The sequence below is a fragment of the Dactylosporangium thailandense genome (genome assembly GCF_059739745.1).
In genome coordinates this window covers 9,176,937-9,192,807 of record NZ_AP029195.1, presented here as the reverse complement: position 1 = coordinate 9,192,807, position 15,871 = coordinate 9,176,937, and the positions used below count along the sequence as shown (strand labels likewise).

Annotated in this window: 13 protein-coding genes, 1 tRNA gene and 1 pseudogene; 8 read left to right on the top strand and 7 right to left on the bottom strand. The window is 71.3% G+C overall.

Features of this window, described 5'->3' with window-relative positions; all coding sequences use genetic code 11:
- Positions 1 to 44 precede the first annotated feature (44 nt).
- Genes AC6JBM_RS40935 through AC6JBM_RS40915 form a run of 5 tightly spaced genes read right to left on the bottom strand, consistent with a single transcriptional unit; the run spans position 45 to position 3,877 of the window.
- Positions 45 to 1,181: an NADH-quinone oxidoreductase subunit D gene (locus AC6JBM_RS40935; protein ID WP_497979169.1), complete on the bottom strand. Its 1,137-nt coding sequence runs from the start codon at positions 1,179 to 1,181 to the stop codon at positions 45 to 47.
- Positions 1,182 to 1,190: 9 nt separating this feature from the next.
- Complete coding sequence (locus AC6JBM_RS40930; RefSeq protein ID WP_497979168.1) at positions 1,191 to 1,490, bottom strand: type II toxin-antitoxin system PemK/MazF family toxin; 300 nt, start codon at positions 1,488 to 1,490, stop codon at positions 1,191 to 1,193.
- Entirely contained in the window at positions 1,468 to 1,725 is a 258-nt protein-coding gene (locus tag AC6JBM_RS40925) for a DUF6364 family protein (RefSeq protein WP_350612335.1), read from the bottom strand. Before AC6JBM_RS40925 ends, AC6JBM_RS40930 begins: the two co-directional genes overlap by 23 nt.
- Positions 1,726 to 1,757: 32 nt before the next feature.
- Complete coding sequence (locus tag AC6JBM_RS40920) at positions 1,758 to 2,663, bottom strand: SAM-dependent methyltransferase (RefSeq protein WP_497986644.1); 906 nt, start codon at positions 2,661 to 2,663, stop codon at positions 1,758 to 1,760.
- Between the two features lie 17 nt (positions 2,664 to 2,680).
- On the bottom strand, positions 2,681 to 3,877 hold the full coding sequence (locus AC6JBM_RS40915; protein ID WP_497979167.1) for an amino acid deaminase/aldolase: 1,197 nt from the start codon (positions 3,875 to 3,877) through the stop codon (positions 2,681 to 2,683).
- Positions 3,878 to 4,073: 196 nt separating this feature from the next.
- Between AC6JBM_RS40915 and tmk the strand changes: the two genes are divergently transcribed.
- The 5 genes from tmk (at position 4,074) to AC6JBM_RS40890 (ending at position 9,243) form a co-directional block, all read left to right on the top strand.
- Positions 4,074 to 6,200 carry a dTMP kinase gene (gene tmk / locus AC6JBM_RS40910; protein WP_497979166.1) on the top strand — a complete coding sequence of 709 codons (2,127 nt, stop codon included), beginning with the start codon at positions 4,074 to 4,076 and terminating at the stop codon, positions 6,198 to 6,200.
- A complete protein-coding gene (locus AC6JBM_RS40905; RefSeq protein WP_497979165.1) occupies positions 6,197 to 7,396 on the top strand; it encodes a DNA polymerase III subunit delta' in 1,200 nt (399 codons plus the stop codon). Before tmk ends, AC6JBM_RS40905 begins: the two co-directional genes overlap by 4 nt.
- 313 nt (positions 7,397 to 7,709) lie before the next feature.
- Entirely contained in the window at positions 7,710 to 8,030 is a 321-nt protein-coding gene (locus AC6JBM_RS40900; RefSeq protein WP_497979164.1) for a YbaB/EbfC family nucleoid-associated protein, read from the top strand.
- Positions 8,027 to 8,380 (top strand): hypothetical protein, encoded by a 354-nt coding sequence (locus AC6JBM_RS40895; protein WP_497979163.1) that lies wholly within the window; start codon positions 8,027 to 8,029, stop codon positions 8,378 to 8,380. The genes AC6JBM_RS40900 and AC6JBM_RS40895 overlap by 4 nt, the downstream gene beginning before the upstream one ends.
- 188 nt (positions 8,381 to 8,568) lie before the next feature.
- Positions 8,569 to 9,243, top strand: coding sequence for a hypothetical protein (locus tag AC6JBM_RS40890; RefSeq protein WP_497979162.1), 675 nt, complete (start codon positions 8,569 to 8,571; stop codon positions 9,241 to 9,243).
- Between the two features lie 369 nt (positions 9,244 to 9,612).
- Here AC6JBM_RS40890 and AC6JBM_RS40885 read toward each other — a convergent pair whose 3' ends face one another.
- On the bottom strand, positions 9,613 to 11,433 hold the full coding sequence (locus AC6JBM_RS40885) for a metallophosphoesterase (RefSeq protein ID WP_497986643.1): 1,821 nt from the start codon (positions 11,431 to 11,433) through the stop codon (positions 9,613 to 9,615).
- Positions 11,434 to 11,519: 86 nt separating this feature from the next.
- Between AC6JBM_RS40885 and AC6JBM_RS40880 the strand changes: the two genes are divergently transcribed.
- Positions 11,520 to 11,592, top strand: a tRNA-Thr gene (locus tag AC6JBM_RS40880).
- Between the two features lie 163 nt (positions 11,593 to 11,755).
- On the opposite strand, the pseudogene AC6JBM_RS40875 reads toward AC6JBM_RS40880, so the two are convergent.
- Positions 11,756 to 12,406 (bottom strand): annotated as a pseudogene (locus tag AC6JBM_RS40875) (site-specific integrase); the annotation flags it as partial.
- Between the two features lie 503 nt (positions 12,407 to 12,909).
- Between AC6JBM_RS40875 and AC6JBM_RS40870 the strand changes: the two are divergent.
- Both AC6JBM_RS40870 and AC6JBM_RS40865 read left to right on the top strand, forming a co-directional pair.
- Positions 12,910 to 14,067 carry a hypothetical protein gene (locus tag AC6JBM_RS40870; RefSeq protein WP_497979161.1) on the top strand — a complete coding sequence of 386 codons (1,158 nt, stop codon included), beginning with the start codon at positions 12,910 to 12,912 and terminating at the stop codon, positions 14,065 to 14,067.
- Positions 14,068 to 15,315: 1,248 nt separating this feature from the next.
- A complete protein-coding gene (locus AC6JBM_RS40865; protein ID WP_497979160.1) occupies positions 15,316 to 15,732 on the top strand; it encodes a hypothetical protein in 417 nt (138 codons plus the stop codon).
- Positions 15,733 to 15,871 lie beyond the last annotated feature (139 nt).

Here is a 15,871-nt window from a genome sequence, read left to right as displayed (position 1 = left end):
TCCTTGCCGGTTTCCTGCTTGCCGGGTTCCTCCTTGCCGGTTTCCTACTTGTCGATGTCGCCGACGACGAAGAACATCGAGCCCAGGATCGCGATCAGGTCGGGCACCAGCGTGCCGGGCAGGAGCGTGGACAGCGCCTGCACGTTGGCGTAGGAGGCCGTGCGCAGCTTGAGCCGCCAGGGGGTCTTCTCGCCGCGGGAGACGAGGTAGTACCCGTTGATGCCGAGCGGATTCTCGGTCCACGCGTAGGTGTGGCCCTCGGGGGCCTTGACGACCTTCGGCAGGCGCACGTTCACCGGGCCGGTCAGCTGGTCCACCCGGTCGAGGCACTGCTGGGCGAGGTCGAGCGAGACGTACACCTGATCCAGCAGCACCTCGAAGCGCGCGTGGCAGTCGCCCGCCGTGCGGGTCACCACCGGCACCGACAGCTCGCCGTAGGCGAGGTAGGGCTCGTCCCGGCGCAGGTCGAGATCGAGCCCGGAGGCCCGCCCGACCGGCCCGGACGCGCCGAACGCGGCCGCGTCGGCGGCGCTGAGCACCCCGACGCCCTTCGTGCGGGCCAGGAAGATCTCGTTCTTGCGGATCAGGTTGTCCAGGTCGGGCATGCGCCGGCGGACCTGGTCGATCGCGGTCCGGGCGCGGGTCGTCCAGCCGGCCGGGACCTCCTCCTTGAGCCCGCCGACGCGGTTGTACATGTAGTGCATCCGCCCGCCCGAGGCCTCCTCGAGCACGGCCTGGATCGTCTCGCGCTCGCGGAAGGCGTAGAAGACCGGCGTGATGGCGCCGATCTCCAGCGGGTAGGAGCCGAGGAACATCAGGTGGTTGAGCACCCGGTTGAGCTCGGCGAGAGCGGTGCGCAGCCACACGGCCCGCTCGGGGACCTCGATGCCCATCAGCCGTTCGACGGCGAGCACCACGCCGAGCTCGTTGCAGAACGCCGAGAGCCAGTCGTGCCGGTTGGCCAGCATGATGATCTGGCGGTAGTCGCGCACCTCGAAGAGCTTCTCGGCGCCGCGGTGCATGTACCCGATGATCGGCTCGGCGCTGAGCACGCGCTCGCCGTCAAGCACCAGCCGCAGGCGCAGCACGCCGTGGGTGGAGGGGTGCTGCGGGCCGATGTTGAGCACCATGTCGGCGGTGTCGAGCCCGGCACCCGTGCCGACGGTGACCTCGGACGTCATGGGTCAACTCTAGAGGTCCTGGAGGATGCGCAGCGCTCTCGAGACGTTGTGCATGGTGCTCGTATCGGCGACCGCCACCCGCTCCACGAACCACCGCTTCAGCGGCGAGGAGAGCCGGTCGGGCATGACGACGTACTCGTCGAGCTCGACCGCGAGCGGCGAGTCGCGCAGTTCCTCGGCGTCGGTCACCTCGGCCACGATGACGACGGGGACGTCGGTGCCGTTGAAGACGTCCGAGCTGATGATCAGGCCGAGCCGCTCACGGGCACCCTTGATGAGCCACACTTCACCGCGACGCACGGCGTCCACGGTATAGCTCGGCGTCGACGATAGCGATCTCCTCCTCGTCGGCGAGTGCGGACGCGTCGAGATCGATCTTGGCGCGGCGGACCGCCTCGGCGTGGGCCGAGAAGATCTCCCGCAGGGCTCGCTCCTGCGTGGCGCGGTCGATCCACGCGCTGAGCGACACCCCGTCGCGCTCGGCCCAGTGCCGGGCGTCGGCGATGGTCTGGTCGGAGAACGAGAGGGTCACCTTCGTCGTCATGCCATCCAGTGTACCGCCGGTATGACCATCGGTCATACCCAGCGCATGACCCAGTAGTGGCCGCCCAGCCCGCCCGGGTCCGTGAGCTCGGCCGCGGCCGAGGCGCGGGCCAGGGCGCGCACGTAGGCGGCCGGGTCGGTGCTCGCGAGCGCGAGGGGCGGCCGGGCGCCGTCCACGCCGAGCAGGCGCAGGGCCTCGCGCTGGGGCAGGACCGGCGCGCCCAGCGAGTCGAGCGCGACGTGCGCGGTCAGGTCCCGCTCGCCGTCCGCCACCGGCTCGACCTGGCGGCCGTCGCGGAACGCGGCCAGCGTGCCGAAGGGCGGGCGCCCGGCCGCGAAGTGCCCGTAGTCGACGGCCAGGGCCAGGCCGCGATCGACGGTGGCGACCGCGGCGGCCCAGGCCTCGTCGCGCGGCCGGCCGATCTCGGCCCGCGCGCCGGGCGGGGCGCCGTCCAGCGGCCACCAGCGCTCCAGCCACGCCCGGTCGGCCGGGGCGATCGGATCGTCGGCGGGGGTGAGGTCGCCGCTGAGGTACCGAATCCGGAAATCGGTGCCGAGCTCGACGATGTCCACGGGCACGTTGTCGAGCCACTCGGTGGCGATCAGCAGTCCGGCGACCCCCTCGGGCGGCCTCGTGGTCCACCCGATCGGGGACGGCAGATCACCCGGTCGAGGGGCCCGCTCGACCCCCGTCGCGCGCACCCGCCGGCGCACGTCGCCCGGCAGCGCGGCCAGGACGGCGATCAGCAGCTCGCCCCGGCCGGCGCCGACGTCCACGAGGTCGAGGCGCGCCGGGCGGTCGAGGGCCTCGTCGAGGCGGCCCAGCAGCGTGGCGACGGCCCCGGCGAACAGCGGCGAGGCGTGCACACTGGTGCGGAAGTGGTCTGCGGGGCGCTCGCGGCGGAAGAAGCCCTCCGGCCCGTAGAGGGCCGCGTCCATCGCCTCCCGCCACAGCGTCACAGGAAGGCTCGGCCCTCGCCGCGGTACGTCGGGACGACGTCGACGATCCGGTCGCCCTGCACCAGGTGCACCTCGTTGACGTGTTCGCACAGCTCGCCGGCCTTGGAGTGGCGGAAGTACACCCGGTCGCCGACCCGCAGGCCGGCCGCGCCCGGGCCCACGAGCGGGGTCTGCACCTCGCCCGCGCCCTCGGTGCCGATCAGCTTGAGGCCCTCCGGCAGCCAGGGCAGCGGCTGACGCGTCGGCGACGTCTCGCCGGAGGCGATCCAGCCGCCGCCGAGCGTGGTCACGGTGTCCGCGTTGGGGCGCCGCACGACCGACAGGGCGAAGAACGCGGCGGGTTCCGGGCGCCAGTTGCTGTACCCGTCGAAGAGCCACGGCCCGAAGAGCCCGGATCCGGCGGCGACCTCGGTCACGGCCGGGTCGGCGGCCGTCGCGGCCACGCTGCCGGTTCCGCCGCCGTTGACGAACTCCAGGTCGGCGTGGCGGCGCACCTCGGCGACGACCGCGGCCCGGCGGGCGAGCAGCTCCGGCATCGAGCGCCGCTGAATGGCCCGGATCAGCACGCCGCGCACCGGGCGCCCGGGCGGGGCGTCGCCCAGCCCGGCAATCTGGGCCTCGTAGGACATCAGCCCCACCAGGCGGAACCCCGGCCGCGCGGCGATCGCGGCGGCCAGCTCGCCGGCCTGCCGCGGGCTGTGCACGGGGGAGCGACGCACGCCGATGTGCACCTTGGACACCGGCCGCCAGGAGGCGTCGAGGTCGATGCAGACCCGCACGGGCGCGGCCCGCCGATCGGCCGGGACGAGTGCGTCGACGAGGTCGAGCTGCTCGATGCCGTCGACCATCACGGTGATCGTGGCGGCCAGCTTCTCGTCCGTGGCCAGGCGGCGCAGGGCGGCGCGATCGGCGGTGGGGTAGGCGACCAGGATGTCGTCCGCGGTGCCGTGCCCGGCGAGCCAGATGGCCTCCGGAAGGGTGAATGCCATGATGCCGCGCCAGCCCGGCTGGGCCAGGGCGCGCTCGATCAGCGCGCGGACGCGGACGGACTTGCTCGGTGCGCGCAGCGGCTTGCCCGCGGCCCGGCTGACCAGGCTTTTGCTGTTGCCGTCGAAGGCATCCAGGTCCACGATCGCGAACGGCGGGTCGAGATCGGCGGTAGCCCGGTCATAACGGGCACGAGCGTTGGACACGACGTCACGGTAACCGGTGCCCCAGGAAGATGAAAGAACCTCGCGTACTTGGGCGCGCCTCCGGAATTGTCGGGGGTGGCCTGTAGCGTGAGGACCGGAGATTCTAGGGGGTGCCGCCATCGCCAGCAGCGATCTTTCCGGATTCGGGGAGCTGAGTGCCGTCCTGCGCATCCGGCCTTTCCGCCGGCTGTGGGCGGTGCTCGGCCTCTCGTCCCTCGGCGACTGGCTCGGCCTGCTCGCCGCCTCCACGTTCGCCGCCGCGCAGGTGTCCAACGAGGCCGCCCAGGGCGTCGCGTTCGGCTCGGTCATCGCCGTGCGCCTGCTGCCCGCGCTGATCCTCGGCCCGGTGGCGGGCGTCTTCGCCGACCGGTTCGACCGGCGGCTCACGATGGTCGTCTGCGACCTGCTGCGCTTCCTGTTCTTCGCCTCCATCCCGGCCGCGGCGCTCGTCACGCGCGACGCCGCCCTGGTCATCAGCTGGACCGCGATCGCCACCTTCGTGATCGAGACGGTCGCGATGATCTGGACGCCGGCCAAGGAGGCGGCGGTGCCCAACCTGCTGCCCCGGGCGCGGCTGGAGACCGCCAACCAGCTCACCCTCGCCACGACCTACGGCATCACGCCGGTCGTCGCCGCGCTCGTGCTCATCGGGCTGCAGTCGCTGATCACCGCGATCTTCGGCCCCACCGCGCCGACCGGCCTGCAGCCCAGCACGGTCGCGCTGTGGTTCAACGCGCTGACGTTCCTGGCCACCGCGGGCACCGTGTTCTTCGGCATCCGCGAGATCAGCGGCCGGCGCACCGCGGGGGTCGAGCGCAAGCCCGGCATGATCCACGAGTTCACCCAGGGCTGGGCCTTCGTCAGCAAGACGCCGCTCGTGCGAGGCCTGGTGCTGGGCATCTTCGGCGCCTTCGCCGGCGGCGGCGTGGTGGTCGGCACCGCCAAGTTCTACGCGACCTCGCTGGGCGCCGGCACCAAGGCGTTCGCGCTGCTCTTCGCCGTGCTCTTCCTCGGCCTCGGGCTCGGCATCGCGGCCGGCCCCAAGCTCGTCGGGGCCCTGTCCCGGCGCCGCTGGTTCGGCCTGTCGATCATCCTGGCCGCCGGCTCCGTCCTCATCCTCGCCCTGGCCACCCACCTCACCATCGCCGTGGGCGGCGCGCTGCTGGTCGGCGTCGGCGCCGGCATGGCGTTCCTGTCCGGCACCACGCTGCTCGGCGGCGAGGTCGCCGACGACATGCGCGGCCGGGCCTTCGCCTTCGTGCAGATGGGCACCCGCGTGGTGCTCATGCTCACCATCTCGCTCTCCAGCGTCATCGTCGGCCTCGGCGGCACCCGCACGATCAACCTGGGCTTCTACGCCTTCGACGTCTCCAGCACCCGGCCGCTGCTCGCCATCGCCGGCGTCCTGGGCGTCTTCGCGGGCCTGTTCGCCCTGAAACAGATGGACGACAAGAAGGGCGTGCCGCTCCTCGCCGACCTGATCGGCTCGGTCCGCGGCCGCCCGCTCAGCCCCGCCGACCCGCGCGCCGCGAGCGGCGTGTTCATCGTGTTCGAGGGCGGCGAGGGCGCGGGCAAGTCGACACAGGTCGACCGGCTCGCCGACGGGCTGCGCGCGATCGGGCGCGAGGTCGTGGTCACCCACGAGCCGGGGGCCACGCCGATCGGGTCGAGCATCCGCAGCCTGGTGCTCGACCGGCCGGCCGATGGCGGCGAGGTGCTGACGCCCCGGGCCGAGGCGCTGCTCTACGCGGCCGACCGGGCGCACCACGTGGCGTCCGTGGTCCGCCCGGCGCTGGAGCGCGGGGCGGTGGTCATCAGCGATCGGTATGTCGACTCCTCGCTGGCCTACCAGGGCGCCGGGCGCACGCTGCCGGTCGACGAGGTGTCGTGGCTGTCGAAGTGGGCGACGGGCGGGCTCAAGCCGGACCTCGTGGTCCTGCTCGACCTGGACCCGTCGGTCGGGCTGGCGCGGGCGGGGAAGCGGGGGGAGGCGGACCGGCTGGAGAGCGAGTCGCTGGCCTTCCACGAGCGGGTGCGGTATGCGTTCCTCGACCTGGCCTCGGCCGACCCGAGCCGCTACCTCGTGCTCGACGCGACCAACGGGGTCGACGCGCTGGCGGAGGGCATCCTGCAACGGGTGCGGCACCTGATACCCGAGGCCGAGTCCTCCATCGAGACGGTGCTGCACGACGCGGCCGAGGTCGCCTCGGCCCTGACGGGCGATCCGGACCCCGCCTCCGCCGGCGCCTCCGACGACCCGGATGCTCCCGGGCCGTCGGGCGGGGCCTCCGGCTTATCGTCCGGGCAGGGGTCGCGGGTATGACGCCGCCGATCTTTGACGAGCTGGTCGGGCAGCCGGATGCCGTGGCGACGCTTTCGCGGGCCGTCGAGGCGGCCGACGCGATCGTGCGCGGGGAGGCGCCGGGCGCGGCCGGGCAGCAGGCGATGACCCATGCATGGCTGTTCACCGGGCCGCCGGGGTCGGGGCGTTCGGTCGCCGCGCGCACGTTCGCGGCGGCGCTGCAGTGCCCCAACGGCGGCTGCGGCACGTGCCCGGCGTGCCATACCGCGCTGACCGGCACACATGCGGACGTGCGGTTCGTGGTGCCGGAGGGCCTGTCGATCGCCGTCGGCGAGATGCGCGCACTGGTGCTGCGGGCCGCGAGCTCGCCGACCCAGGGGCGCTGGCAGGTGCTGCTGGTCGAGGACGCCGACCGCCTGACCGAGGCGGCCGGCAACGCGCTGCTGAAGGCGGTCGAGGAGCCGCCGCCGCGCACGGTCTTCCTGCTGTGCACGCCGAGCACCCACCCCGACGACATCTCGGTGACGATCCGGTCGCGCTGCCGGGTCGTACCGTTGCGGCAACCCCCGGCCGAGGCCATCGCCGCGGTCCTGCACCGGCGTGACGGCATCGACGAGCAGACCGCCGCGTGGGCGGCCGCGGCGTCGCAGGGGCACGTCGGCCGGGCCCGGCGCCTGGCCCGCGATCCGCAGGCGCGCAGCCGGCGGGACGCGGTGCTCGCCGTGCCGCGCCGCCTCACCGGCATCGGCGCCGCCTTCGATGCCGCGAGCGCCCTGATCGAGGCGGCCGAGGCCGAGGCCGCCGCGACGGTCGCCGAGGTCGACGCGAAGGAGCGCTCGGCCCTGGAGACGGCCCTGGGCGCGGGCGGCACCGGCAAGGGCGCCGCGAGCGCGGTGCGGGGCTCGGCGGGCCAGCTGAAGGACCTCGAGCGCCGCCAGAAGTCCCGCGCGACCCGGGCCCAGCGCGACTCGCTGGACCGAGCCCTGGTCGACCTGGCCGGCTTCTACCGCGACGTGATCGCCAACGCCTTCGGCGCCGACGTGGCTCCCGTGCACGGCGACGTCGACGAGCTGGCGACGGCCGCGGCGGAGAAGTGGACGGGCGAGAGCACGCTGCGGCGGCTGGAGGCGGTGCTGGAGTGCCGCGTCGCCATCGAGGCGAACGTGAAGCCGCGGATCGCGGTCGAGGCCATGATGCTGGCCCTCTGGCGGGGCTGACCCCTTCGGTTTCGGCGCGTCGCGTCGCGGTGCGCCTGCACTGGCGCGCTTGCGCCGGCCTGGCGTCGCGGTGCGCTTGCGCCAGCGTCGCGTCGCGTTGCGGTGCGCTTGCGCCGGCCTTGCGTCGCGGCGGGCCCGCACCGGCCCTCGTCGCGTCCGTGGAGGACGCCCCGCACGACCCATCGACGACGGTTGGTGGTCCCGGCTCCGGTTACCCGTCGGTTGTGGATAGCGGGGCGGGGTTATCCACAGGGTTGGATTCGGTCTTCCGTGGGGGCGTCGGGGTGCCGTACGGTCGGGCGCGGGAGGTCGAATGGGGCGCGAGATCGACGAGACTTGGATCGAGGAGGCGGTCGAGCGCTACCGCCGCATCGAGGAGCTGCAGGCCCGGTTCGACAAGGCGGTGAAGACCGTCGAGGTGGCCGTGCGATCGGCCGACGGGCTGGTCGAGGTCCTGGTCACCGCCGACGGGACGATCCGCGACGTGCGCATCGAAGGCCCGCTGCACAACCGGTCGAGCGAGACCGTGTCGCGCTCGGTCCGCGAGGCGGTGACCGCCGCCGCGGACGCCGCGGCCTGGGCGCGCGGGAAGCTGCGGGCCGAGACCTTCGGCGACTACCGCGAACTCCAATGACATCGACCATCGCCACCGCGGGAGCATCCCGGGCGACGGTCGGCCGGGCGGGGGAAGAGATGCGACTCGAAGACCTTGCGCAGCGGCTCGAGGAGGCCGGCGACAGGCTGGCCCGGGCCAGCACCACCATCAACATCATCGACCCCGGCGCCCGGGCGTTCGGGGCCGACTCCGACGGCGCGCTCGGACAGACCGGGCGAGACCTGCACCGGCTGCTGGCGATCGCCCTGAACGATCGTGGGCGCGAGGCGGTCGAGCACGGCGCGCGGCTGGCCGAGACGGCACACGCGTTGCGGCGGGCGGCCGCCGGCTATCGCGGTGCCGAGGAAGACAGCCGGGGGCGGCCATGACCGACGCACGGGATCGGCTCGACTGGGCGCTGCGGTTCGGCGCCGGAGTTGATCGTCGGGGGTGGGTATGACCGACGCGTTGGATCGGCCGGCCGGGCCGGGGACGTTCCGGCGGGTGGAGGCCGTGCCTGGCAAGGTGCTCGACTGTGCGCTGCGGTTCGGCGCCGGAGTTGATCGTCGGGGCGGGCATGACTGACGCGTTGGATCGGCTGGCCGGCCCGGGGGACGATCTGTTCCGGCGGGTCGAGGTTCTGCTTGACGCGGGAGGGGTTCCTGCTGGTAGCCGGGTCGAAGGGCTGCTGCTGCGGGTGGGGGCCATGCCCAGTGAGGTGCTCGAGTTTGCGCTGCGGCTCGACGTGGGCTCGATTCGCGCCGCCGTTCAGGAGTTGCGGGGGCTTGGGGATGACTTTCGCGTGCTGCCGGAGCGGCTCTCCGCCGACGTCCGGGGCAGCGGCTGGGAGGGCAGCGGGGCCGAGGCCTTCGGTGTCGCGTGGGCCGCGCTGGCCGAGTTCATCGGGGGCGACGAGGACAGCGTCGTGGGGCGGGTCGATGCCACCGCCGCCTATCTCGACGGTGTCGCCGGTTGGGCCGGGGAGTTCCGGGGCGAGATGGCCGAGGCCGTGGCCCGCGTCCTGCAGTCCGCCGAGGCCGTCGTCGTCGTGACCGCGGCGCAGGAGCCCGAGGCCGCCGCGGCGGCGGGGCGGATCGCGGAGCGGGTGCTGCGGACGGCCGCCGATGCGCTCGATGGCGCCGATCGGCTGCGGAAGCGGCATGAGGGGCGGCTGGGCGCGCTCGAGTATCTGCCGCCGCAGGTGCCGCGGGGCGCCGCCTCCATCGCGGGAGTCACCAGGGTGGCGCTGTAGGCCCTGTCCCGCCGATCATGCCGGGCCTGGATTCCGTCTGCGCGGGCCAGGCGTCCGCGGGACACATATGGCGCGTGGGGTCCGGATTCAGCCTCGTCCGCACACGCGGCGCGTCGGGCCTGGATTCCGTCCGCGCGCCAGGCGTCCGTGTGGGCACACGCAGCGCGCCGGGCTCGGATTCCGTCTGTGCGCCAGGCGCTCGCGGGGCACATGCTGCGCGCGAGGCCCGGCGCCCCACCGGTAACCAGGCGTTCGTGGGGCACACGCAGCGCGCCGGGTCCGGCGGGCCGAGCGTCCGCGGGCACGTGCAGCGCGCCGCCCCGCGAGAGGACCGGCCTAAGCGCGCTCCAAGGCCAGGCGGGTACGAGCTCAACGGATCTCGATCGGCTCGTCGATGAGGTGCACGTCCATCGGGCGGCCCGGCTCGAACCAGGGCGCCGAGGGCGCGGCCGACGGGCGGGCGTGCCAGTGGCGGCCGGTGCGCCGCACGCCGATCGGGTAGATGGTGAGCGAGCCGTCCGCCTTGAAGTGCAGGCGCAGGAAGCCCTTGTAGCCGGTGATGCCCTGCCCGGCGAACAGCTCGTTCACGTTCACGTCGAACTTGGCCGCGATGAGCAGGTACAACGCGAACAGCTCGCCCGCGGCGACGCCCGACAGCGGCAGGTACAGGACGATCGCGATGAGCAGGGGCAACGGCCAGGTCAGGTCCACGAAGGGCAGGCTGAGCCACGCCCAGGTGCCCAGCGTCGCCAGCCCCACGAAGGCCAGGCCGTGCAGGACGCCGAGCAGCCAGTGCCGGGGCCTTCGCTGGCCGGCCGAGCGCGGCATGGCCAGCAGGCAGGTGCCGAGGATGTCGATGACCACCATGAGCACGGCCGGCACGGTGACCAGCCGCTGCTCCACGCCGGAGATCACGCGGTCGGCGGCGTTGACGAACGCGAGCATGGTGAGCGTCTGCAGCATCCCCAGCAGGCCCAGGAACATCGGGTTGCGCCACGGCACGCGCCAGAAGACGCCGAACGCCAGGCCGCGCGACTGCGCCTTGGTGGGGAACGTGCGCCGCAGCTCGTACGTCTTCGAGGGCGACGCGTTGCGGACCAGCGTGCGCACCGGCGGGACGGAGATCTGCTCCGGCAGCTCGTGGGTCGGGTAGAGGTACGCCCCGCCGCCGCCCGAGGTGATGAGCTCCCGGCCCGGGCGGGAGTAGCGCGCGTAGTGGTGCAGGTCGCCGGAGATCATCGCGCGCACGTCGGCCCCGGTGGGCGCGATGATCGTGCGGACGAAGTAGTCGAGGCTGTCGTAGGCCTTGCGGTCGTCGGTCGACTCCACCCAGCTCGGCGAGGGCGGGCAGATGATGACCTTGTCGCCGGGGCCGAGGCGGGCGGCCACCGAGCGGAAGTACCGCAGCTGCGGGTCGTCGATGTAGGCGCCGCCCTGCACGTCCAGCCCGAGCAGCCACCACCGGTTCGGCAGCTGGATGGCGAAGTAGGAGCGCGACTGCCGGGTCCGCCAGCCGCCGACCGAGCCCTCGTCGCCGCGCACGAAGAGCCGGAGAAAGGCGGTCAGGCCGTCGTACCAGTCGTGGTTGCCCGGCACCGCGTACATTCGCGGCCGGGGTCCCTCCTCGGGCGGCTCCGGCATCGCCGCGCGGAACGGGCCCTTGAAGCGGTCCTCGTACTGCTGCCCGCTGGCCGTCGGATAGACCTGATCCCCGCCGAGCACCAGCACCTCGCCCCGCGGCAGCTCGTGCCCGTCCACGGTCAGGCTCGGCTGGGCCAGCAGGTACGCCACCGAGTAGGTCGCGTTGAACCCGTCCCCGGTGTCGGCCGCGAAGTCCACCCACAGCTCGCGGGTGTCGGGCCACTCGCCCTCGTCGGTGACCTCGCCGGCGAAGTCCGCCCCCTCGCGCAGGATGCGTGCGGACAGCGCGTCCTGCAGCTCGCGCTTGTCGAGGTACGCCCCGAAGAGGTCGGCCAGCAGCACCCGCACCGCCGTCCCGCTGAGCAGCACCGGGCTCAGCCACGGCACCGCCCGGCGCGGCGTGAACCCCATCTGGTCCGGGTCCAGCGCGGTCGGCCGGCCACCGGGGGCGATGGGCTGGGCCTCGTCGTCCTCCTGGGGGATCGGCAGCAGGGGCTCGCCCGGGTCGGCGGACAGTTCGCCCGGCGCGGGCGGCATATCGTCGGGCATCACGCGCGGGACGTTACCCGGGCGCGCGCCGACGGGGAATCCCCTCGCGCACGCCCCCCGGGCGTGCCGTACACTTGGGAACCGTTGCCGCCTTAGCTCAGTCGGCAGAGCGATTCACTCGTAATGAATAGGTCAACGGTTCGATTCCGTTAGGCGGCTCGGCAACGGCCCCCTGACCTGGGGATACCAGGTCAGGGGGCCGATTTCTGTCGATGGGGATTTGAACCCGCCCCCGAAAACCCCTCGTAAACGGCTTGCGGGGATCAGATTCGACCGCCCCGGGTGGGCGGGGCCAATCGCCCCGGACGGCCGCCAACCGCCGTCAGGCGGCCCGCGTGGTGGCGCTACTGCCGGACGGACGGTCACCGGACCGGCCGTGGGCGCCGAGCTGTTCCAGGATCTCCGAGACGTCGGGCGCGAGGGCGGCCTTGGCGATGTAGTGCTGGTTCGTCACCTGCTCGGTGGCGTGACCGAGTTGGGCCGCCGCACTCTTGGTGCTGGCCTCCCGGTCGATCAGGGTTGCCACGGTCTTGCGGAAGGTGTGGGGAACCACCCACTCCAGGCCGGCCTCGGCGCGTGCCTGCCGCCACTGCCGCCGAACGTTGTTCGGCGACAGCCACGTACCCCTGCGGGTGGCGAAGACCGAGTTGTTCGGGTTGTCCGAAGCCGCGACGCTCCGCGCCAGCAGCATGCCAACCGCGAAGTTCGGGAGGACGACCGTCCGGTGGCCCGCATCGCTCTTCGTCCAGTCTTGACGGACGAAACCCGTGCCCTTGATGTAGACCATGGTGCCCGAGATCGTAAGGGTGGGACGTTCGGCGCTGAAGTCCACGTCGTCCCACCGCAGCGCGAGGATTTCGCCGATTCGTGCCCCGGTGGCGAGCATGAGGTCAACGACGTCGGCCAGGTCTCCGGTATGCCGAGGCCCTGACTTGCCGGGCGTCGGTTGCTGCCAGTCCCGGATCGCCGTGCGGGGGACCGTCACCCGCAGCTGCACGAACGTCCGGTTGGGTCGGATGTGGACCAGGGATTGGGAAGCCGCGCTCCGCTTCTACAACGATGATGCGGGTCAGACAGGGCGCCAACCTGTGCCGATGTCCAACCCGCCGACGGGCACTTGGGCACCGGGATCGTGCCCCCGTTTATCCCCGAAAACCCCATACCAAGCTCGACGAGTCGTAGCCAGGATTGACCAACGACCAACGGCTTTTATGTAGGTAGATGCCGGGTTTTGACAACCAGTGACAAGCCGCGACAGAGGTGTCAGAACAGGTTGTCGTCGGTTCAAGTTGCTGCTCGCTCGGCCGAGGACGCTCACGGTCCTGACTTGCTCGTCCTCGCCGCGACGCGAATCGCGGAATCCACTCCGCCGGTCGGTGAAGCATACCGCCCGACCGCACGATGCTCTACGGTCTGGTGATAGGCCAGGATCGACGTTTGCCTTGTCGGAACTTTCGCGAGAGGCGAGCTCTGACCATGACGGCCACCGTTCCGCATCAGTCGCTGCGGTACCTCATTCGCGCCACCGGAACGCCCGAGCTGACCACCAACAACCTCCTCGAGGCGCTGCTCATCGCCGATCGGGCTATGTACCGCGCGTTCCTCGACGCCGTCGGGACCCTCACCGGCACGGATCTCGCCGGCACCCGGCTCGGCCGTGAGAGCTACACCGTCGACGAGCTGACCGGCAAGCAGTCGTACCGGGACTTCACGCTGTCCCGCGGCGATACAACCCCGTGCATCATCGAGACCAAGGTCGACTCCGCGCTGACCTCAAGCGATCAGGCCGCTCGCTACCTGCGCCAGCTGCCGGACGGTGGGGCGCTCGTCCTGGTGACCCGGGCGCCGTTGGCCCGTGCACTGGCTCTGCAGGCCGGCCAGCAGCTGGGCGCCGCGCTGCAGGAGCGTAGCGGCATTCACCGCGGGGTGGTCGACGAGCGCCGAGTCGTCGTCCTGTCCTGGACGCACTTGCTGCGCACCGTCGTCGACTCGGCTGGCAAGCCGTTCGACGAGTTACTGGCGTTGGACGCGGCGTTGGAGGACATCAGCGACTTCACGCCCTTCACTGCGGCAGTCAACGACGTGGCCGTTGGTCGGATGGTGAGCCAGGTCGTAGACATCGCTGAGAAGTTCTGCGCCGGCCTCGACCGACGGCTCGCCGACGCCGGCGTGCGAGTGGACTGGGTAAGTAACGTACAGAGGACCGGCCGGGCGGTCTGGGTCACAGTGGCGGTACTGGAGCACGAGCTCTGGGTCGGCTACGACGCCGACTACTGGGCAACCGTTCCCGGCGACCCGAACACCGACGGCTCCGGGAGCCCGACCGCCGACCCGCCCAGCCCGTTCTGGATCGGCCGGTTCGACGGCTACGTCCGACGCGCCATGGCGGCCGCCGTCGCCGAGCGCCGCGCACGGCTGGACCGCCTCGGAGTCACTCGGCCGCTGCGGGTCGCGCTAGGCGCACCGTTCGACGCGGTGGTCGAGCTGCTGCTGGACCAGGCGGTCGTGTACGTCGGCGGCATCAGTGCGGCGCTGCACGCCGACCCCGGCGCAATCCAGTCAAGCGGGCTACCGCAGGCCAACGAGGACGCCCTCGAGAATGATGCCGAAACCGGACTCGACGAAGAATACTGACGTACCGCTGTTGCGAATATCGCGCGATGAGCATCGTCACGCCGTGGCCCAATGTCTCCGAGGATCGAACCAGCCGCGATCAGGGAACCAGGCGATGCACACCTGCGAACCGTTGTCTCGTGCGAACCCTGATGCCCAGAGACCGCGATGACCGGTACTATGTACGGCAAGTGTCCACCCTCGCGGTGGCGTCTGACCGACTGGCGGTGCTTTACGGCGAACTCCGGTTCCGACTACCGGACGAGCCACCTATACATGAGGCCAGACGGGAACACGAGCCGATAAGCAGCGGTACCTACACGGGGCGCGTGTGCCAGAGCAGCAAAGGATTCTGCTAGTCGGAGCAGGACCTCAGTCAAAGGTCCGGTGGCGGCCGAGCTGAGTCCTGCGCGCCTCCAGCTCGGTCACGATCCGTAGGAGACCGTTGTGGAGAGCCAAACTACTCAGTTGAACCCGTTCTCTTGGACGACCCTCATCGTGATCGGCGTGCCGGTGACCGGCGCCGTCATCCTAGGCATCGTCGCCCTTCGCGGCTCTGACTCGGGAGACCGAGCGAACATCATCCAGGCGGCGGTCGGGCTCGTTCGCTGACATAGCCGGTTGACATGCATCACGTGTGCCGGGGTGTGGTCACACCCCGGCGCCGCACCCAGCTACTTGCGTGAGGTTGAAGCACGAGCGGTCCATGGCCTCCGCGGGGTGGCGGGGGAGGGGCCCTGTCTTGTCAACACGACCCGGCAGGACGTCGGCGGCAGCGACAGCGGCGCGTCAGCAGTGCCCCCGTTTACCCCTCGAAAACCCCCGCCAAGCGTTGACAATCAGCTACAAGTGACTATCACTGTCCGACGGCGTTCGTGCAGCTTAACGCCCAATTCAACAACCGATGACGAACCCGAGATCGCCACGTTCGGTAAGAATAGGTCTTGACAACCAGTGACAAGCCTCGACAGGGGCGTCAGAACAGGTTACAGGTTGCCGGCAGCTCAAATCGTCTCGTACCGGGGCACGACGCTACAGCGGAGGCTGCGGCGCGGACGCTCGTTCATGCCACCCTCAGTGCTTGATCACGTTTCTGGGCAGGGTGCCCGCTCTAGACCAAGGGGTTGGAGCGCGGAAGACTCTAGGCTCATCGAAAGCCCCACGTCAATACACTGGATAGGGGCGCGGCTGTTCACCCTGAGCAGTCGCGGCGGCGTGGTACACCAGTGGATGATATTCCGCTTGCGGTTAGTGATGTTGGGAGAGCCCGTGGTAGTTGATGTTGGTGAAGTGGCCTCGGCGGTGGTGCCGTACCTGTCAGCGGCGGCCGGTGCGTACGGGGCGGCCGTTGTTCAGCGGGTGAGCGACGGAACGGTTGATGCTACGGCGAACGCCACTCTCGTCATGGGCCGCCGTGTGGCGCGGCGGCTGTTCGGTTCCTCGCGGGCCAATCAGGTACAGGCTGCCGTGCTGAATCTGGCCGGGAAGCCCGAGGATTTGGAACTAGTGGAGGTGTTGACGGCGCAGGTGCGTGCGGCGCTGGCTGCGGATGTCGAACTGACCGCTGACCTGGTACGGATGCTAGGCGAAGCGAACGGCATGACGGTGACGGTGTCTGGTTCGCAAGGTGTGCAGGTCGGCAATGGCAACACTCAGACCAACACCTTCGCAGCGCCATTGCAATGAAGCAGACAGCGACGTGCTGTCCGTCGTTTTTCGGACAGTCAGGGCGTGTACAGGGTCGCGCCCAACGCCGACCAACATTGGTGTTGAGGCGTCGACGATCCACCTGCTCGGCGGATAGCTGACGACGGTAGTGCACAAC